Source organism: Methanomethylovorans sp. PtaU1.Bin093, assembly GCF_002067275.1.
GTDB lineage: Archaea > Halobacteriota > Methanosarcinia > Methanosarcinales > Methanosarcinaceae > Methanomethylovorans.
Window position 1 is genome coordinate 18256 of sequence record NZ_MVQX01000073.1, and the last position, 18199, is coordinate 36454.

Annotated in this window: 19 protein-coding genes; 10 read left to right on the top strand and 9 right to left on the bottom strand. The window is 47.9% G+C overall.

Going from position 1 to position 18199, the window contains the following annotated elements; translation table 11 throughout:
- The first annotated feature begins 48 nt into the window (after positions 1-48).
- Positions 49-909 carry a methanogen output domain 1-containing protein gene (locus tag A4E24_RS08280; RefSeq protein ID WP_292352807.1) on the top strand — a complete coding sequence of 287 codons (861 nt, stop codon included), beginning with the start codon at positions 49-51 and terminating at the stop codon, positions 907-909.
- 18 nt (positions 910-927) lie between these two features.
- Here the strand turns inward: A4E24_RS08280 and A4E24_RS08285 are convergent, their stop codons facing one another.
- From A4E24_RS08285 to A4E24_RS08295, 3 genes are read right to left on the bottom strand one after another with little or no spacing between them, the layout of a single operon-like run.
- Positions 928-1320: an AIR carboxylase family protein gene (locus tag A4E24_RS08285; RefSeq protein WP_292352808.1), complete on the bottom strand. Its 393-nt coding sequence runs from the start codon at positions 1318-1320 to the stop codon at positions 928-930.
- Between the two features lie 11 nt (positions 1321-1331).
- The gene (locus tag A4E24_RS08290; protein WP_292352809.1) at positions 1332-1619 is read right to left on the bottom strand and encodes a chorismate mutase; all 288 of its coding nucleotides are present in this window, start codon (positions 1617-1619) and stop codon (positions 1332-1334) included.
- Positions 1620-1621: 2 nt separating this feature from the next.
- The gene (locus A4E24_RS08295; RefSeq protein ID WP_292352810.1) at positions 1622-2497 is read right to left on the bottom strand and encodes a shikimate kinase; all 876 of its coding nucleotides are present in this window, start codon (positions 2495-2497) and stop codon (positions 1622-1624) included.
- A 450-nt stretch (positions 2498-2947) separates the two neighbouring features.
- Between A4E24_RS08295 and A4E24_RS08300 the strand changes: the two genes are divergently transcribed.
- The 7 genes from A4E24_RS08300 (at position 2948) to cfbA (ending at position 9606) form a co-directional block, all read left to right on the top strand.
- On the top strand, positions 2948-3970 hold the full coding sequence (locus A4E24_RS08300; RefSeq protein ID WP_292352811.1) for a 4Fe-4S binding protein: 1023 nt from the start codon (positions 2948-2950) through the stop codon (positions 3968-3970).
- Positions 3971-3972: 2 nt separating this feature from the next.
- The gene (locus tag A4E24_RS08305; RefSeq protein WP_292352812.1) at positions 3973-5727 is read left to right on the top strand and encodes a formylmethanofuran dehydrogenase subunit A; all 1755 of its coding nucleotides are present in this window, start codon (positions 3973-3975) and stop codon (positions 5725-5727) included.
- Positions 5728-5731: 4 nt separating this feature from the next.
- Positions 5732-6541: a formylmethanofuran dehydrogenase subunit C gene (locus A4E24_RS08310; protein WP_292352813.1), complete on the top strand. Its 810-nt coding sequence runs from the start codon at positions 5732-5734 to the stop codon at positions 6539-6541.
- 10 nt (positions 6542-6551) lie between these two features.
- The gene (locus A4E24_RS08315; RefSeq protein ID WP_292352857.1) at positions 6552-6941 is read left to right on the top strand and encodes a molybdopterin dinucleotide binding domain-containing protein; all 390 of its coding nucleotides are present in this window, start codon (positions 6552-6554) and stop codon (positions 6939-6941) included.
- Position 6942: 1 nt separating this feature from the next.
- Entirely contained in the window at positions 6943-8250 is a 1308-nt protein-coding gene (locus A4E24_RS08320; protein WP_292352814.1) for a formylmethanofuran dehydrogenase subunit B, read from the top strand.
- Positions 8247-9080 (top strand): formate dehydrogenase accessory sulfurtransferase FdhD, encoded by an 834-nt coding sequence (gene fdhD / locus A4E24_RS08325; protein ID WP_292352815.1) that lies wholly within the window; start codon positions 8247-8249, stop codon positions 9078-9080. The genes A4E24_RS08320 and fdhD overlap by 4 nt, the downstream gene beginning before the upstream one ends.
- 100 nt (positions 9081-9180) lie before the next feature.
- Complete coding sequence (gene cfbA, locus A4E24_RS08330) at positions 9181-9606, top strand: sirohydrochlorin nickelochelatase (protein WP_292352816.1); 426 nt, start codon at positions 9181-9183, stop codon at positions 9604-9606.
- Positions 9607-9662: 56 nt separating this feature from the next.
- On the opposite strand, the gene A4E24_RS08335 is transcribed toward cfbA, so the two are convergent.
- The 5 genes from A4E24_RS08335 to groES form a co-directional block, all read right to left on the bottom strand.
- Positions 9663-10349 carry a DUF169 domain-containing protein gene (locus A4E24_RS08335; protein ID WP_292352817.1) on the bottom strand — a complete coding sequence of 229 codons (687 nt, stop codon included), beginning with the start codon at positions 10347-10349 and terminating at the stop codon, positions 9663-9665.
- A gap of 175 nt (positions 10350-10524) precedes the next feature.
- Complete coding sequence (gene clpB, locus A4E24_RS08340; RefSeq protein ID WP_292352818.1) at positions 10525-13179, bottom strand: ATP-dependent chaperone ClpB; 2655 nt, start codon at positions 13177-13179, stop codon at positions 10525-10527.
- Positions 13180-13413: 234 nt separating this feature from the next.
- Complete coding sequence (locus A4E24_RS08345) at positions 13414-13875, bottom strand: Hsp20/alpha crystallin family protein (RefSeq protein ID WP_292352819.1); 462 nt, start codon at positions 13873-13875, stop codon at positions 13414-13416.
- A gap of 65 nt (positions 13876-13940) precedes the next feature.
- Positions 13941-15551, bottom strand: coding sequence for a chaperonin GroEL (groL, locus tag A4E24_RS08350; RefSeq protein ID WP_292352820.1), 1611 nt, complete (start codon positions 15549-15551; stop codon positions 13941-13943).
- 56 nt (positions 15552-15607) lie between these two features.
- On the bottom strand, positions 15608-15883 hold the full coding sequence (gene groES, locus A4E24_RS08355) for a co-chaperone GroES (RefSeq protein WP_292352821.1): 276 nt from the start codon (positions 15881-15883) through the stop codon (positions 15608-15610).
- A 175-nt stretch (positions 15884-16058) separates the two neighbouring features.
- On the opposite strand from groES, the gene A4E24_RS08360 reads away from it, so the two are divergent.
- Positions 16059-16475, top strand: coding sequence for a helix-turn-helix domain-containing protein (locus A4E24_RS08360; protein WP_292352822.1), 417 nt, complete (start codon positions 16059-16061; stop codon positions 16473-16475).
- A 23-nt stretch (positions 16476-16498) separates the two neighbouring features.
- On the opposite strand, the gene A4E24_RS08365 is transcribed toward A4E24_RS08360, so the two are convergent.
- Positions 16499-17332 (bottom strand): molybdopterin synthase, encoded by an 834-nt coding sequence (locus tag A4E24_RS08365; protein WP_292352823.1) that lies wholly within the window; start codon positions 17330-17332, stop codon positions 16499-16501.
- Between the two features lie 153 nt (positions 17333-17485).
- Between A4E24_RS08365 and radC the strand changes: the two genes are divergently transcribed.
- A complete protein-coding gene (radC, locus tag A4E24_RS08370; protein ID WP_292352824.1) occupies positions 17486-18175 on the top strand; it encodes a DNA repair protein RadC in 690 nt (229 codons plus the stop codon).
- Positions 18176-18199 lie beyond the last annotated feature (24 nt).

An 18199-nucleotide genomic window follows, 5' to 3' on the forward strand; every position in this document is an offset into this window, starting at 1 on the left:
CATAGATGTATGGAAGGCAGCAGGATCTATCGATATGGGGTGAATTATATGGCAGATCAACCAAAACCTAAAGTGCTTATAGTAGATGATGAGCCCATGAACGTGGAACTTTTGGAGGCATATCTGGGTTCTGAATACGTGACCGTTTCGGCTTCTAATGGCAAAGAAGCACTTACAAAGGTAAATGAAGAAAAGCCGGACATTTTACTTCTTGATATAATGATGCCGGAAATGAATGGTTATGATGTATGTAAGCTTATTAGGTCTGCTGAAGGCACTCAGCTCTTGCCGGTAGTTATGGTGACCGCGCTCTCTAACAGAGAAGACCGGATAAGGGGTGTAGAGGCCGGAGCGGATGATTTTCTTATAAAACCAGTGGATAAAGTAGAACTAACTGCAAGGATCAGGTCCCTTCTTAGAATTAAACATCTGCATAACAGTTTGCAACAGGAAAAGGACAAACTTGAGATGCAGAACCGTGTCAGATCTGTGCTTACAAGGATCATCCCCACTCTTTTTAAAACCATTCCCTTGGAACAGAAGAACATGATCATTCACCAGATGACAAATATGGTAGTGGAATCAATGTTAGAGGGCTTAATTGGGTATGAGGATATTAAAAGTAAAGAAAATCCTCTTGGGGATGCTTGCTGCATGCTGATGAACCAGCTTGGAGGCAGTTTTGAATCAAAACCCAATGCAGAAAATCATAATTCGTTTTACTTAAAAGGAACCAGGTGTCCCTGGGGTGCTCAGGAAGCACAGTTAAATCCCGTCCTGTGTAATCTTACAAGAGGTGCTTTTGCAAGACTGGCTGAAAGAATAGATTATGAAATGGATGTGGAAGTTCTTTCAACTATGGGTAACGGCGACGAGCAATGTATTTTCAGGTTCAGCAAGCAAGGCTGATCAGCCACTGAATATTTTTTAACTGCTTAGCAGGTCAAGTATCCTTATGGCAAGATGTGCTGCGTTTGCACCATTGTCAATACCCACGCTGGCCACAGGCACGCCCGGAGGCATCTGAGCAATGGACAGCAATGCATCAAGTCCCATCATTTTCGCACTCACAGGCACTCCTATTACCGGTTTTTTTGTTTTTGATGCAATAACTCCAGGTAATGCGGCAGAGAGGCCTGCAATTGCAATAAATACCTTTGCACTGCTTCCTGCAATGTATTCATCCAGTGTATCAGGATTGCGATGTGCTGAGATCACCTGTATGTCATAAACGTACTTGCTCTCATCCAGTACTCCTGTTACACGATTGGCTATGGCACGATCCGATTCAGATCCCATTATGACTGCTATGTCTACCATTATATACTTCCTCAGGGGAATTTACCCTTTCCACTAAGCTCCTGCTGGTGTTCTATGCTCATTTCAATAAGTATCTTGAATATCGATCGCACAGGATTTGTATCAAGATTGAATTCTATAGCATTGTCTACTGCCCTCTCAAGGACAACTTTGTTCTGAGCCTCGTCATTGATCGGCAGACCTGACCTTCTCTTTGACTCAAGTACTTTTTCCGCAAGTTCTGTACGTTTCTTGATAAGATCAACTATGTTCCTGTCAATACGTTGGATCTCAGCACGTGCTTCTTCAAGTGAGCTCATTATTACTCCCGGCCAGCAAGTTTTTTTGCCGCTTTATTATATATCTTAGTGCTTATCAGGCTTCCGCTTATTCCCAGCTGGGACCAGCTTTCCTTTAGTTTTGAACAGGACACATTGTCCACAAGTGCAACATAAGATGGTCCAGTGCCTGATAGTGTGACGCCTTTAACTCCGGCTTCCAGAGCCAGCATCATTGGTCCTGTATCAAAGCCCAGAGCACTGCAATAAAGAAATCCATTAAGGGTCATTGCCTCTTCATAGTTTCCCTCCAGGGCCAGCATGTAGGCCATATCTACCCACGGAGCGATCAATCGTGAACGAGATACATTGGTAGCTGAGCTGAAGGCTTTTCGGTCAGGTGCAAAGATGATAACATCTTTTTCCTTCTTTTCCCTGCGCTCCAGTTCCTTAAGTTTGTTGTCCGTAACCACTACCCCTCCAAAAAAAGAAGCACACGCATCATCAAAGGCACCAGTGATGCTGACACCCACATCCAAAGCAGCTTGCACGCCCAGTTTTACGGCATCAATAGGTTCGATTTCTTCGGCAAGTGCATCCAGTGTGGCAAGGACCGTGGCGTTAGCAGCTGCACTGCTGCTTTTCAATCCACTGGCAAGAGGTATTTCACTTCTTGTTCTTACTGAACCTTGCATCTGGACATCGAAGTACTGCAGTACCAGTTCTACAGTTCTTTCTATAAGCCGTGTATCTGCTTCAGGCTGACCTTCTATAGTTCCTGTAATTTTTCCCTTGCCATTATTTATTTCGACGTCGGCAAAGGTCTTAAGGTCCACTGCAAAAGCCGCACCTTTCCAGGTGGAGATCGCATTTACTATAGTACCTGCTCCAAGAGCATATGCATGTCCTGTATAGGTCATAACACCTCTATTTTTGTACAGTCTTTTTCCTGTAATTGTTCTACCAGTGGGTAGTATACACGATCATATTTAAAATGTGGTCCGTCCAATAAGCATATTTTATAACCAGTTGTTGCCGCTTGTAAATTAGAACGATAATTTTATAACAGATACATGTTACTATTATAGCGACCTCAGGTAGTATAATAGGTCGAGAACTGGAGCTATTGTATTTATTACACTACTGTTGGCATCAACGGGCAGAATATGCCTTAGCAGACAGACGGGATGCATTCTGTACTGATATCCGGCCAAATGAGTTCAGGCGTGTTGCCAGAATAGCCACGATAATGGATCGTCAGTTCCAGAACAGAGAAGTCTGTAACAGGTGCCTTTAGAGGAAGGGATTCTTATTGCATTGGACCTTCAATTTACAATGCATGCTATAGGCAGGATTACGGAGTAGATCAGATGAATGAAGTAATGTTTGGAACAAAAGACGACAAGCAACTTATGTATCTTCCGGAGAAGTGCATAGGATGTGGAACTTGCGTCATGGCATGTCCGAAAGGAATCATCACCATCGGTTCCGTGGGGGCTGTTGCCAGGGGTCTTATTGACAAGGACTACCTGGAGAATGATCCTTCAGGCTGTATAATGTGTGGTATATGTGCCAAGACCTGTCCCACAGGTGCATTGGAAATGCGGCAGGCTGGCAAATCGATCAATGATAACACATATCTCAGTTTTGTGCTTAAACCGACAACTGTCAATGAGAACTGTGTCCACTGCGGATTATGCGAACAGATATGCCCGCAAGGATGTATAGAGGTCAGGCAGTGGCTGGCATCTGATGGCAGTGCGAAGATCGATGGTGAGACAAAGATAGATAACTCATGCTGTGTACATTGCGGATGGTGTGCCTCCGTATGTCCCGCCGATGCGATCACTGTACAGAAACCGTTTGCGGGAACATGGGTAAGAGACGAGGCTACCTGTACTGCCTGCCGTTCATGTGTTGACACATGTCCATGTAATGCACTTTTTAACCCAGAATGGGAAGCCGGGGAGAGAGTGGATAAGGTGGCCCAGCGCGCAGACGTATGTATCTATTGCGGGGCCTGTGAAATGGCCTGCCCCGTGGATGCCATTACTGTAACCAAGACCCAGATCATCCCCGAAGTGGATAAGAAAGCCATCATCGAGAAAAAGTTGCTTAACGTCAAGGCACCGAGACCCACTCTCACTTCTGTGCTTATGACGGATGAAGAAGCCTGCCTTGGGTGCGGTAACTGTGTTATCATGTGCCCGGTCAATGCTCAGGATAATAAGAACCTTGCAGCCGGCTATCTTAACGAAGTGGAAAGCAAGAAGATCCTTGAGGTCAGGAATGGTACTGTCAAGGTTGTCAATCAGGATGTCTGTGGCTCAGATGGTGCATGTGTTATGATCTGTCCCGTGAACGCCATCTGGTTAGAGAGAAGGGAGTGTTAGATATGGCTGGAACGATTGCAATAAAGAATGGTTATGTGTTCGATCCCCTCAATGAGGTCAAAGGGGAAAGGATGGATGTTTTCATCAGAGACGGAAAGGTCGTGAGAGAGCTTTCAGCATCTGAGATGGATAACGCAAAGGTCATAGATGCCAGCGGCATGACCGTCATGGCTGGTGGTGTGGATTCACACTCACATGTTGCGGGTGCGAAAGTAAACAGTGGCAGGCTAATGAGGCCGGAGGACCACTACAAATGTTATATGAAGAAAACCCCTCTTACTCACTCCGGGTCAGGTTACACCGTTCCTACTGTGTACCTGGGGGGGTATGAGTATTCCAAGATGGGTTACACGACCGTGTTCGAGGCAGCAGTACCTCCCCTTGAAGCCCGTCACACCCATGAGGAAATGCGTGCAACACCCATGGTAGATATGGGAGGCTACCTCGTGCTGGGTAACAACTGGTTCCTTATGAGGTACATGAACGAGGGTGATTTTGACAAGGCGGCAGCCTACGTTGCATGGATGATGAGGACCCACAAGACATACGGTATAAAATGTGTGAACCCAGCAGGTGTGGAGAACTGGGGATGGGGAGAGAACGTCAGTTCCCTTGACCAGGCGAACATACACTTCGAGGTCACACCCACGGAGATCATCAAGAACCTGACCGAGATCAATGAGCACCTCGGTTTCCCAATGCCACTGCATCTGCATGCAAACAACCTTGGACACCCGGGCTGCTGGGAGATCACACGGGACTCTCTCAAGATCCCAAGCAACGTAAAGGGTAAGCCCAATGTGGATGTGGAATGGGCGGAAACAAAGATGAATGCAAAGAGGCACGAGTCCGTTTACCTGACACACTGCCAGTTCAATGCGTTCGGTGGAACTTCATGGAGAGATTTCGAATCCGGTGTAAAGGGCATAACAGATTATGTCAACGGCAAGGACCATGTAGTAATGGACAGCGGTTGTGTGCCATTCGGCGATGCAACTGTCATGACCGGCGATGGACCTGCGATCCACGATCTCTACGTACTTACAGGTAACAAATGGTCTAACACGGATGTGGAGTGCGAGTGCGGCTCAGGTGTACTGCCATTCACATACCTAAAGAGCAATCCTGTGCACAGCGTGCAATGGGCAATGGGTCTGGAAGTGCTGTTGTACGTAAAGGATCCCTGGAAGTCCATCATGACAACCGACAGTCCCAATGGTGGTCCATTTACAAAGTACCCACTTGTTATGGCATGGCTGATGTCCCTCAAGGCAAGACAGGATACCATGGCGGAATGTCACAAGTGGTCTCAGGACAGGAGCGGCCTGGGCGGCGAGGAGAGAGAGATGTCTCTGTACGACCTTGCGATCCTGACCCGTGCCAACCCTGCAAGGACGATCGGCATGGCATACAGGAAGGGGACCCTGGGCGTGGGAGCTGACGGTGATGTTTCCATTTATAACATTGACCCGACCAAGCTCGATGTGAACGACTATGAGGGCCTTATAAGGAACCTGCAGAACTCAGAGTATACCATCAAGGACGGAGAGGTCGTTGCCCGTCAGGGTGAGATCGTAGCCATTCCGGAAAAGAGGACCTATTATTCTGACATCAAGGTTCCGGATGCTGATGAAAAACACATGCTTGAAGATGTAAAGGAGTGGTTCAGGTACTACACCTTAGGCTTCTCTAACTACCCGACGCCTGAGAGGTACCTCGCAAATCCAACTCCGATGACCGTGAATCCGTTGAGGTGAGTCAATGGTAGAAGTTACACTTAGACCAAAAAATGATATTGATATAATGGTGGAAGCAGAGGTCATAACTCCTGACCATTTCGCCGGCAAGAATGCAAAGGAAATTGGTGAGCTGGTCGTATGGCAGGGCCCAAAGGAGCTGCCTCTTTCCTATTTCTTTGATGTGCAGGGTAACGGAGGAAGCTCTGCACAGGATACCACTATCATTGTAGATGGTGATGTTCCAAGGGTAAAGAGGATAGGACAACAGATGACCGCCGGCAAGATCGTCATAAAGGGCAATGCAGGGATGCATGTTGGCTCCGAGATGGCCGGAGGGGAGATCGTTGTAGAAGGGGATGCCGAGTCCTGGGCAGGCATGGAGATGAAAGGCGGCCTGCTTCATATCAAAGGTAATACCAAAGACCACGTGGGCTGTGCATACCGTGGCAGCTGGCATGGTATGACCGGCGGTCGTATCGTAATTGATGGCAACGCAATGAACCAGGTAGGCGGCGGTATAAGCGGCGGAGAGATCATCATCAACGGTAACGTGGACAATTTCTGTGGCATCCGTGCCAATGGCGGCCTTATCGTTGTGAAGGGAGATGCCTTCAGGACCGTGGGTGCCGAGATGACCAATGGTATTATCGTAGTAGGCGGCCACATATCCAGGTTCACTCCGGGATTCCAGTATCAGGCCACAGAGAAAGATCTTAAGTTCGGTGATGTCGAATGCCCGGGCGAGTACAAGAAGTTCGCAGGTGACTATGCAATACCCCAGAAGGTAAAAGGCGTAATGTACGTATCAAGCGAGTTTAACGGGGGTCTGTAAAATGGTATGCATTGAAGCTTTACTTAATACCGGAAGTACCATAGATGAAGGAAGGCTGGCCAAGGGCGGTGACAAATACTCAGATGCATACACAAAGGAGTGTGCAGTCTGCTGGCTCAATGAAGTTGATTACGCAGCACTGGGATTCCCTGAGAAGGTAAAGGTCATAAGAAGGGACGGACAGCGTTCAGTTGTAGTATATACCAAATGTACCAACGACATGAGGTGTGGACAGGTCTTCATGCCAAGGGCGATATGGGCCAATGTGGTAGTAGAGCCATCCACGTTCTCCACAGGTTCACCTCTGTACAAGGGAAGCCTCGTGACCATCGAGCCTGCTGAAGGCGAGGTGCTCAGTGCTGAAGATGTTGTTCTTAAGGTGTACATGGGAGGTGAATAAAATGGTTGCAAAGAACATTATATGTCCGGTATGCGGTGCATCATGTGACGATGTCATTGTGGATCTCAAAGGTAACACCATCGATGTCCAGAACGCCTGTAAGATGGGTAATGCCAAGTTCCAGGAAGTTGTGAGCCATCACAGGATAAGAGAACCCATGGTACGGGAGAACGGCAAATTGAGGCCTGCTACATGGGATGAGGCTCTGGACAGGGCCGCTCAGATCCTGGCAAGCTCCAGAAGACCTTTCTTCTTCATGGGCAGTGAAACAGCCATTGAGGCGCAGGAAGTAGGTCTGCACATGGGTGAGTACCTTGGTGGTGCAGTCGATTCTAATGCCACTATCTGCCACGGACCCACTGCAATGGGCATTCAGGAAGCAGGCAGGTCCGGATGTACGGCCGGACAGTCAAAGAACAGGGCAGATGTCATCATCTACTGGGGAACCAATCCTCTGGAATCCATGCCCAGGCACATGTCCAGATATGGTGTGTTCCCAAGGGGATACTGGACCAAGAGAGGCAGGTTCGATCGTACGGTCATTACAGTTGACCCGCGCAAGACTCCTACAACAGTCGCATCTGACCTGCACGTGCAGCTCAACCCTAACACAGACTATGAACTGCTGAGTGGACTGTTCACCATAATCAATGGGAAAAAGCCACATCCATCAGTAGAAGAGATAACTGGTATTCCTATTGAGGTCATGGAACAGGTCGTCACCCTGATGAAAGAGTCCAATTTCGTGTCCATATACGTAGGACTGGGTGTGTCCTCATCTTATGGAAAGCACAGGAATATCGAAATGGCCCTGAACATGGTAAAGGAAATGAACAACTATACAAAGTGTACTATCGGGGCACTGAGAGGTCATTGCAACGTGGCAGGTTTCAACCAGCTCGCATCTTACCTCTATGGATATCCCTTCGGCCTGGATTTCTCAAGGGGCTATCCGAGATACAATCCCGGAGAGTATACCTGTGTGGACCTGCTGAGGGACAAGGATACGGATGCAGCGCTGGTGCTCAGTGCTGACCTGGTGTCCCACATACCTGCCGACGCTGCAGAGTATATGGCCCAGATACCCACTATCTGCATTGACATTGCACCGTGCCCCACAACCACAGTCTCTGAAGTGGTGCTGCCCGGTGTCATCGATGCGATGGAATGTGATGGTACTTTCTACAGGCTTGACGATGTGCCAGTGTACTTCCAGCCGTTCACGGAATCTCCGTTCCCTTACACAAAGAGCAACGAAGATACCATGAAACAGCTTTTCGATAGAGTGAAGAAACTTAAGGAAGCATGAAGAAGAACCAGTACGCGAGTAATTCTTCTGTAAAGAGGGAATTCGGCAGGGGCGAATATGTCGCCCCTTCTTCCCTCTATACAACTATAGCGTGCACGGAGATCTCTGGTGGCCAGAGAAAACAAATAGAAGCGGATGTTATCATTGAAGAGGCATTTGACCTTTTCATCAATGATGTCCACCTCACCACTTTTTATGCGAGTCCCAGGGAACTTGAGGAGCTTGCAGTTGGATTCATGGTATGTGAAGGCTTTATCGGCAGGGATGATATCCGGAACATACTTTCCATTGATATAGGTCCTAAGAGGATAGATTGTAAGATCAATATCGAGACTTCACGGCTTTTCGATCTCGGACGTGTGGAAAGGTGCGGTACGACCCTTTTTACGCCCAGGGACCGTCCTTTATTGCCAAAGGATGTGTTTTTCAGCCCACAGGTCATATTCAATGCAGTAGGGAAACTGAAAGAATGGGGCAACGCATGGAAAAAGACCGGTGGCGCTCATTCTTCTTTGGTGTGTGATCCATCAGGTAATGTTCTGGTATTCTGCGAGGACATCGGACGTTCCTGTTCTGTGGACAAGGCGGTTGGAAAAGCATTGCTTGAAGGCATAGATATTTCCAGATGTGCGCTTGTAACTACGGGCAGACTTGCAGGTACTATGGTTTCAAAGGCTATTAATTCTGGTTTTCCTCTCATGGCCAGTAAAGGCGCCACTGTGAAAGAAGCAGTGTTACTTGCACAGGATGCAGATCTGACCCTCGTAGGTTTCGTGAGAGAACCTAATATGTATGTATATAGTGGGGAATATCGGTTGATAGATGCGTGATTTTATTGTTTTTTGTTGTATTTTCCGGGGATAAATGAAAAGAACTATATTTGATTAAAACTTACAACCATCCGAGTAAGTAACACTTTTAGTAGAATTATTGTTACAATTTTTCAAAAAGGTGATATATATGAGCGAAAAGATCGGTATCCTTGCCATAGGCCATGGCAGCAGATTGCCCTACAACAACCAGGTAGTTACTGAAATTGCAGACATGATCGCAAAAAAACACCCGGAATATGTTGTAAAGGCCGGATTCATGGAAATGAGCACTCCTTCAGTGGAAGAAGCATTACTTTCATTCGAAGACACCGGTGTGAGCAAGATCGTTGCTGTGCCCGTATTCCTTGCATCGGGCGTGCATATTACCAAAGATATTCCGGGTATATTGAAACTGGACCCTGAGACCAATCAGGGCAGCATTCAAATGAATGGCCGGCAGGTAAGGATCCTCTACGGCAAGCCCCTTGGAAGCGATGAGCTCATTGCCGACCTGATCTTCAAGAGAGCGCAGGAAGTCCTTTGATCATAGCTGTGTTACAGAACACAGCATTTTTTTGTACGTTCAAAAAAAGAAGATGTTCAGTTTTTAAACATCGTTCTTGCAGATGCCACAAGCCCTGGCAACATGTCCACTGGTATGCTTATGATCATCTCATCGTCTTTTATTTCGGTGTACTTGCGGCTGCCGCTGCATCCCACGGTCACACCTGCTTCGCCTGAGAGATAGGGGTAAGCTACGCCATCTGCACAAACGCTCTGTTTACCGGCAAAGCTCGCATTGACACGTCCACCGCTTTTATGAAGCAGTGCCTGTGACAGTTCCATTACCTGTTTAGGATTTGTAATGATCAGGATAACATCAGGGTTGAATGTGGTTTTTTCAAGAGGTGAATACACTACAGCTTTTACGGAGTGTGCTGGCACACGCGGCACTTTTTCCATAGTGCTTTTTGCAGCATCCATGGACCCGAAATGGTTAAGATGATAGTACACTTCTCCTGTCTTTAGTTTTTCACCCATCTCGGTAAGTCCCATCACTGCCGCACCGCCTTTGCACATGTGATCTTCAAGAAGTGCATAGAACTGAGATCCTTTCCTTCTTACATTATCCACCATCTGGCAATGCCTGACGTTCTCTGTTATTCTTTGCACGTCAGCGGGCAATTCTTCATCTGCTTTAACAAGACGTACGGCTACAGGTGATGTTTTAAGGTGGAGTGTGTCTATAAGTTCTTTTCCTAATCTCTGGATCTCTTCGGTGTTCATGCGATCTTCTCCTGTGTCAATCATAGGTTTTGTTCGGCTGTGCGAATATTATGCAAAGGGGTATATGTAGTTTTTCAAATAGGGATTCTGTTAAGTTAAGGGGTATTCAAAAAGCAGATCCAATGAAATATGAAAATTTCCGGCCACTGTGCCAATAATGGCCGGATCAGCACGCTCAGACCTTCTGGACAACGTCCAGTACTATCTGGTTATCTCTGGCATCCACTACTACTGTGGAGCCTTCGGCAACCTGGCCCGAAACTATCAGCTTTGCCATCTTTGTTTCCACTTCGTTCTGGATGACACGCTTAAGTGGTCTGGCACCGAAGGTCTCGCTGTAGCCTACCCTGCCCAGGTATTGTTTTGCCTCATCAGTGATCTCCAGCTGTATCCTTTTGTCCCTGAGCCTTGCCACAAGGTCCGCCACCTTGAGGTCTACTATGTGGACCAGTTCATCGGGCCTAAGCGCATGGAATATGGCGATCTCGTCTATACGGTTGAGGAACTCAGGCCGGAAGTACTTTCCAAGTTCACTGAGTGCCTTTGCCTGTAACTGCTCATATCCATGGCCTTCCTTATGAGTTACTTCCGGCATTCCCTGTTCGGGCCTGTACGTGCCGTCAGGAACGTCCAGGAGTTTGGTCAGATCACCTGCAAAGATGTTCGAGGTCATGATCAGGAGAGTGTTCTTGAAGTCCACTGTCCTGCCCTTGGAATCCGTCAGCCTGCCGTCATCCAGTATCTGCAACATGACGTTGAACACATCAGGATGTGCCTTCTCTATCTCATCAAAGAGCACCACTGCATACGGTCTCCTCCTCACGGCTTCGGTGAGCTGTCCACCCTCGTCATGGCCGATGTAACCCGGGGGCGCACCGATCATACGGGCAACTGTGTGCTTCTCCATATACTCGGACATGTCGATGCGTATTATGTTGTTCTCGTCATCGAAGAGTTCAGCCGCAAGGGCTTTGGCAAGTTCTGTCTTACCTACGCCGGTAGGTCCCAGGAATATGAAGCTTCCAATGGGTCTCTTTGGGTCTTTGATACCTGCATAGGCACGGATCACTGAATCAGCTACTGCCTTTACAGCTTCTTTCTGGCCTATGATACGCTTGTGCAGGTTATCTTCGATATGCACAAGTTTCTCACGCTGTCCTTCCAGCAGCTTGGTGACAGGGATCTTCGTCCAGACCGAAACGACCTCTGCAATGTCCTCTTCACCCACCTCTTCGCTCAGCAGCATCTCATCCTGCGTTCTCTTGAGCGCTTCCTCTTCCTGTGCATACTGGTGCTGCAGGGGGATAAGGGTTCCATATTTCAGCTCTGAAGCCAGTTCCAGGTTGTTATCGTTCTCGGCAAGCTCAAGCTGCACCTTGGCATCTTCTATCTGCTGCTTGATGGAGTTGAGCTTGGCTATTGTTTCCTTTTCCTGGTTCCACCTTGCACGCATGGCATCGGACTCGGCACGGATGTCGGCAAGTTCCTTTTCCAAAACTTCAAGGCGTTCCTTGGATGCCTCGTCCTTTTCTTTCTTAAGTGCTTCCTTTTCGATCTCAAGCTGCATGATCTTACGGTCAGCTTCATCAAGTTCCGCAGGCTTGCTGTCTATAGCAGTTCTCTTCTTTGCGGCAGCTTCGTCTACCAGGTCTATGGCTTTGTCAGGCAGGAACCTGTCTGCTATATACCTGTGGCTCATGACAGCCGCTGCCACCAGAGCTGAGTCCTTGAGACGCACACCGTGGTGCACTTCGTATTTTTCCTTAAGTCCACGCAGGATGGATATTGTATCCTCTACCGTAGGCTGCTCTACCATCACAGGCAGGAAACGACGTTCCAGAGCAGCATCTTTTTCAATGTACTTTCGGTATTCGTTCAGCGTGGTAGCGCCTATACAATGGAGCTCACCACGTGCCAGCATGGGCTTGAGCAGGTTTCCGGCATCCATAGCCCCTTCTGTGGCTCCAGCACCTACTATAGTGTGGAGTTCGTCAATGAACAGGATTATCTGGCCTTCCGATTCAGCAACCTCTTTAAGCACAGCCTTAAGCCGCTCCTCGAACTCGCCCCTGAACTTGGCACCTGCTATAAGTGCTCCCATGTCAAGGGCAACGATGCGCTTATCCTTCATGGCATCAGGTACATCTCTCTTTGCAATACGTTGTGCAAGCGCTTCGACTATGGCTGTCTTACCCACGCCTGCCTCACCGATGAGTACAGGGTTGTTCTTCCTGCGTCGCGACAAGATCTCTATAGTACGCCTTATCTCCTGTTCCCTGCCGATGACAGGATCAAGTTTGCCCTGTGAAGCCAGCTCTGTGAAGTCGATACCATACTTCTTAAGTGGTTCCATTGTATCTTCCGGATTCTCTGAAGTAATGCGCCTGCCCCCTCTTATCTCCTTGATGGCAGCAAGCAGGCGGTCCTTTGTGATACCTTCCCCTGCAAGTATTTTACCTGCTATGGAATCCTTTTCCTCTGCGATCGCTATAAGCAGGTGTTCCACACTGACGAACTCATCCTGCATCTTGCCTGCTGTCTTGCTGGCAGAATCCAGCACTCTCCTGAGTGTCTGGGTCATATACACCTGCTCTCCTCCGGGACCGGATACTTGCGGCAGGCTTGCCAGCTTGTCCTCCACCTTCTCTGTGATCCTGCCCGGGTCTACATCCAGCTTCTGCAACAATGTGGGCACTAAACCCCCGTTTTGTTCCAGCATTGACAGGAGCAGATGTTCAGAATCTATCTGCTGATTATGATATCTGGCAGCTATCGTGGTTGAGCCCTGGATGGCCTCCTGGGCTTTCTGAGTGAAACGATTCAGATCCATACTTTTCCCCCTATGTTCCTCAAATGATCAATGATCGTGATATGTCTTATAAGCGCTGTTCTACTCGCTGTACTAATAAATTGCTGTTAGTTTTCAGCAAAGATTCCACATCTTTGGAAAACTGACTGTGCTGCTGCCATGAACCAGCATGTAAAAAGGATGGTAGGGCCATGGCCCGAAGGTCATGCCCACGCACCCAGATACAGGTGCAATAAAAAATATGGTCCTTTATGTCTACTCGATGAGGATCTTCTTCTTCTCTTCGATCTGCAGCTTTGGCAGTTCCACAGTGAGCACACCGTTCTCCAGTTTTGCCTTAGCACCCTCTGATGTAACTGCTTCAGGCAGGGTGAGTGTTCTTGAGAACATCTTGTATGTACGCTCCCTGCGCATGTATCCCTCTTCCTCGCTCTCGGTCTCCGTACCGGACTTTGCCGAGATGCTTATGAGGTTCTCCTGGACATCGATGTTGACATTCTGCTTGTCAACGCCTGGAAGGTCGGCAGTTACTACGAGCTTATCTCCCTGATCCTGAACATCTACAAGGGGAGCCAGGGTATCAGCTTCAGTCCAGCGGTCTCCCAGTGTCATGTCCTTGAACATACTGTTCAACTGCTGCTGCATCTGTCTCATCTCGTCAAAGGGGTCCCATCTAGCTGTTCTCGCTGGTGTCCATCTTGTCAGTCCAAACTTCATTGTCTTTCACCTCTGCATTTCAGATATAGTACAGTTGATCGATATTTTTCAAGAAAGGAAGGCGATCAGATTATGATCGCAGCAGTCCTTTCATCTTTCTCGTCGTCGAAATCCGCGACCAGTACCTCAGTGGTCAGTACCATGCCCGCGATGGAGGCAGCGTTCTGCAGCCCGCTGCGTACGACCTTTGTGGGGTCTATCACGCCAGCTTCAAAGAGGTCCTCGAACACATCGGTCTTGGCATTGTATCCAAAGTTCGGATTTGCTTCTGTGCGCACACGTGCCACGATCTCAGCTCCCTCTCTGCCTGCGTTGATAGCTATCTGGCGCATTGGTTCCTCGAGTGATCTTTTCACTATCATGGCACCTATCTGCTTATCCCCTTCGAGCTTCAGCTCATCAACGATGGATGTTGAATGGAACAGTGTTACTCCGCCACCTGCGACCACGCCTTCCTCTACTGCGGCTTTGGTGGCGTTCAGGGCATCGTCGATCCTCATCTTCTTTTCCTTGAGCTCGGTCTCAGTAGCTGCACCTACCTTTATCACTGCCACTCCGCCACCGAGCTTTGCCAAGCGCTTCTTAAGTTCCTTCTTCCTGTAATCAGACTCGGTGACATTGACCTGTGACTCTATGAGCCTCATCCGTTGCTCGATCGCGGCTTTGTTACCCTTGCCTTCCACTATGGTGGTCTTGTTCTTGTCCACAGTGATCTTCCTTGCATTGCCCAGCATCACATCGGTGAAGTCCTCAAGCTTCATGCCTTTGTCCTCACTGATAACAGTGCCGCCAGTGAGTACCGCTATATCCTCGAGCATGTCCTTCTGGTCATCGCCAAAGCCCGGGGCCTTGACGGCACATACCTTCAAAGCACCGCGGATGATGTTCAATATGATGCCCGCCTGTGCATCACCTTCGACATCCTTAGCCACTATCAGCAAAGATCTGCCTTCCTTTGCAACCTTCTCCAGCACAGGTATGACCTGGTTCATTGTGCTTATGGTCCTGTCAGTGATGAGGATATATGGCTCGTCGAACTCACACGTCAGTTTCTCGTGGTCAGTGGCCATGTAAGGTGACACAAAACCCCTCTCGAACTGCATACCTTCCACTACTTCAAGGCTGGTTTCCATGGTCTTGGAATCCTCTACGGTAATAACGCCGTTGTATCCTACCTTCTCCATGGCACCTGCTATAAGGCCGCCGATCTCTTCATCATTGTTGGCCGATATCGTGGCAACCTGGATGATCTTGGCCTTGTCCTTTACATCCTGGCTCTGTTCTTTTATATGTTTTACAACCGCTTCTGTGGCCCTTTCGATGCCTTTCTTGACCTCTATGGGATTTGCTCCCGCAGTAATGTTCCTTATACCTTCGGTGATAAGTGACTGGGCTAACAGGGTTGCAGTGGTGGTACCATCACCGGTGGTATCCTGGGTCCTGGATGCCACTTCTTTCACAAGCTTTGCACCAATGTTCTCGAACTTGTCTTTGAGTTCGATCTCTTTTGCAATGGTAACGCCATCGTTTGTTACTACAGGGCTGGTTGCTTTGTCCAGTACGACGTTGCGCCCTTTTGGGCCTAATGTGATCTTCACGGTATTAGCTACCTTATCAACACCATTCAACAATGATCTGCGTGCGTTCTCATGGAATGTGATCTGTTTGGAAGTCATTTCTACACCTCATTTTCCATTTACGATATTTCTTATTCTATAATGCTTGTTTTCTCTTATTTCTCAATTACTGCAAGCAGATCCTTAAAGTCAACGAACACGTGCAGTTCGTTGTCTATGTCTATTTCATCGCTCTTGTAACCACCATATATCACGTGGTCCCCTTTTTTCACAGGCAGTTCACGTCCATCCTCAAACGTGCCAACAGCGACAACAATGCCTTCTTTCTTTTCTTCCTTGGCTGAATCTGGCAGGTAAATGCCGCTATCGGTCTTCTCGGCCTGTTTGACCACTTTTATTAATATTCTCTCTCCAATCGGTTTGATGATCATTGCTGATATCCTCCAAATGAAACTATGCCAGCTTTTTGCCTGGCTTACATGCATCTATATTGTCAATCCAATATATAAACGTTATGTATTTTAGAACAATTATCTTCATAATATCGAAATGATATGTACAAAAAACAGTAACATTTATATAACTTATGTATGATAAACTATATCCATGACACAGCAGAACCAGCAAATAGTTCTGATAAGCCTTGAAAAACCCAGGGACAAGAACCTTGAGGGTGATATCAGATGGCTGTGTGACAGCTTCGGGCTTTCATCCGGCCGGGACACTGAGAACATGGCCACCCGGATAGTAATGGATATGTTACGGATGCTGGCTGAGGAAGACAGGGTAACCTCAGAGTCTATAGCCGATAACCTTGATGTAAGGCTGGCGCGTGTCAACCATCATCTGCGCAATCTCATAGATTCAGGAATGATCTACAGAAGAAAAAGGTTGCTCTACCTGCGTGGAGGAAGCCTCAAAGCCGCAGTTCAGGAAATGAGGAAGGATTCAGAGCGCATTTTCGATGAACTGGAGGTCATGGCCGAAGAGATCGACAGGAAAATGGGCCTGAAGAACAGGTAACTGCACAGAGCCATCTTTTCGTGTCATTTCTCCACATCATGCACCCAGAAGTCGCCTTCAATTGTAAGTTCTTTCTTCCATACGGGCACTTCTGATTTTAACATTTCCAAGGCATCAGTGAGGGCTATGAACAGTTCCTGCCTGTGGGCAGCTGCAACGACTATGTAGACGATATCCTCTCCTGGCCTGATAGTGCCTGTACGGTGGTGCATTCTTACGTCCAGAACTCCTTCTCTTTGCATCAGGTCTTGACAGATCTTTTGCATTGCCTCTTCGGCAACCTTCTCGTATTTCTCGAAATGCAATGCCTTTGTTTCCACACCTTCGGAAAATTGTCTGACGATGCCGGTAAATGTGCCGATGCCCCCTGTCTGTTTCATTCGTGGGTCCTGCTTTACCTGTTCGATGAGCAGGCCGAGGGTGACCCAGTCATCCTGCTGCGTCACGAGCTCAGCAAGGGTATCAATGTCCCAGTCTCCTCTTGCTGGCAGTCTTGCAACAATATTTTGTACCTCGTCGATATTGTCAAGGTCCCCCAGAACGATCTTCGGCAGGCTGCTTGTCTTAGCGCCTTCCACTATAGCGAAATCCATGCCGTTGTCTGCCAGGGCATCAAGAGCCTTGCTGAGGGAAGGGTTGCGCCTCACAAGCACAAGTTCGTTATCTGTTATTGCTGCCACAGCCTCGGCTCCTGCATCGAAGTGTTTGCCTGTGTCAGTGTTCTCAGGATTGAACCTATGATGGCACATCTGTTTTACAGTACCGACCTTGCCTTTTCTGGAAAGGCTTTCCACAAGTCGTGTGACCAGTGTCGTTTTACCTGTTTTCTTATAACCGACCACGCTGATGACTTTCATGCACAGTCCTATGTAGATCAATGATATAAATAGAACGTAAGGTTTGGAAGGTTTTACGGATAATGGTCTATGATCAAATATAATTATATTTTATTTATTTTAAATTTAATAAATATAGAATACTTTATATTGTATCAGGTAATTTTGGAGGTCATGAGCGATTACAGGCTGAGGATGCATGACATTCCTGTTGACGACAGGCCCACTGAGCGCCTGTTGAAATATGGCCCTGAGTCTTTGTCCACTGCTGAGCTTCTGGCTGTGGTCCTCAGGACAGGAACGCAGAAGGAAAATGTGGTAAATATGTGCCAGCGGATCTTCTCCGAGTACAATGTAAAACAGTTGAGCCAGGCACAAATATCTAAACTGACACAGATACATGGCATAGGTCCAACTAAAGCTGCCCAGATCGCTGCTGTCTTCGAGCTTGCACGCAAGCTGGAGCGGCATGTGGATGAACCCAAGCGTAAGATAAGATCGCCTGCAGATGTTTATTCAATGCTGTATCCGGGTATGAGGGAGCAGAAGCGTGAGAAGCTTGTGGTGCTTTACCTGGACACAAAGAACCAGGTGCTGAAGGAGGAAGTTGTTTCCATCGGCAGCCTGAATTCCAGCATCGTGCATCCCAGGGAAGTGTTTAAATCCGCGCTCATGGAGTCATCTGCATCAGTTATTATCTCTCATAACCATCCATCCGGTGATCCGACGCCCAGCAAGGAGGACATAGCAGTTACAGAAAAGCTCATCGAGGGTGGTAAAATACTGGGCATTGATGTGCTGGACCATGTTATCATAGGCGATGGCAGGTATGTCAGCCTCAAGGACGAAGGTCTTGTCGGTTAAAGGAAAACAAAACCTTTAAGGTAT

Excerpts from the sequence above, each read along its gene's own strand:
- clpB (WP_292352818.1), bottom strand. The coding sequence starts at position 13,179 with ATGGATCTGAATCGTTTCACTCAGAAAGCCCAGGAGGCCATCCAGGGC.
- fdhD (WP_292352815.1), top strand. The coding sequence starts at position 8,247 with ATGAAGAAGAACCAGTACGCGAGTAATTCTTCTGTAAAGAGGGAATTC.
- A4E24_RS08300 (WP_292352811.1), top strand. The coding sequence starts at position 2,948 with ATGAATGAAGTAATGTTTGGAACAAAAGACGACAAGCAACTTATGTAT.
- groES (WP_292352821.1), bottom strand. The coding sequence starts at position 15,883 with ATGATCATCAAACCGATTGGAGAGAGAATATTAATAAAAGTGGTCAAA.
- radC (WP_292352824.1), top strand. The coding sequence starts at position 17,486 with ATGAGCGATTACAGGCTGAGGATGCATGACATTCCTGTTGACGACAGG.
- A4E24_RS08310 (WP_292352813.1), top strand. The coding sequence starts at position 5,732 with ATGGTAGAAGTTACACTTAGACCAAAAAATGATATTGATATAATGGTG.
- A4E24_RS08280 (WP_292352807.1), top strand. The coding sequence starts at position 49 with ATGGCAGATCAACCAAAACCTAAAGTGCTTATAGTAGATGATGAGCCC.
- A4E24_RS08305 (WP_292352812.1), top strand. The coding sequence starts at position 3,973 with ATGGCTGGAACGATTGCAATAAAGAATGGTTATGTGTTCGATCCCCTC.
- A4E24_RS08295 (WP_292352810.1), bottom strand. The coding sequence starts at position 2,497 with ATGACCTATACAGGACATGCATATGCTCTTGGAGCAGGTACTATAGTA.
- A4E24_RS08345 (WP_292352819.1), bottom strand. The coding sequence starts at position 13,875 with ATGAAGTTTGGACTGACAAGATGGACACCAGCGAGAACAGCTAGATGG.
- A4E24_RS08290 (WP_292352809.1), bottom strand. The coding sequence starts at position 1,619 with ATGAGCTCACTTGAAGAAGCACGTGCTGAGATCCAACGTATTGACAGG.
- groL (WP_292352820.1), bottom strand. The coding sequence starts at position 15,551 with ATGACTTCCAAACAGATCACATTCCATGAGAACGCACGCAGATCATTG.
- A4E24_RS08360 (WP_292352822.1), top strand. The coding sequence starts at position 16,059 with ATGACACAGCAGAACCAGCAAATAGTTCTGATAAGCCTTGAAAAACCC.
- A4E24_RS08335 (WP_292352817.1), bottom strand. The coding sequence starts at position 10,349 with ATGAACACCGAAGAGATCCAGAGATTAGGAAAAGAACTTATAGACACA.
- A4E24_RS08320 (WP_292352814.1), top strand. The coding sequence starts at position 6,943 with ATGGTTGCAAAGAACATTATATGTCCGGTATGCGGTGCATCATGTGAC.
- A4E24_RS08285 (WP_292352808.1), bottom strand. The coding sequence starts at position 1,320 with ATGGTAGACATAGCAGTCATAATGGGATCTGAATCGGATCGTGCCATA.
- A4E24_RS08365 (WP_292352823.1), bottom strand. The coding sequence starts at position 17,332 with ATGAAAGTCATCAGCGTGGTCGGTTATAAGAAAACAGGTAAAACGACA.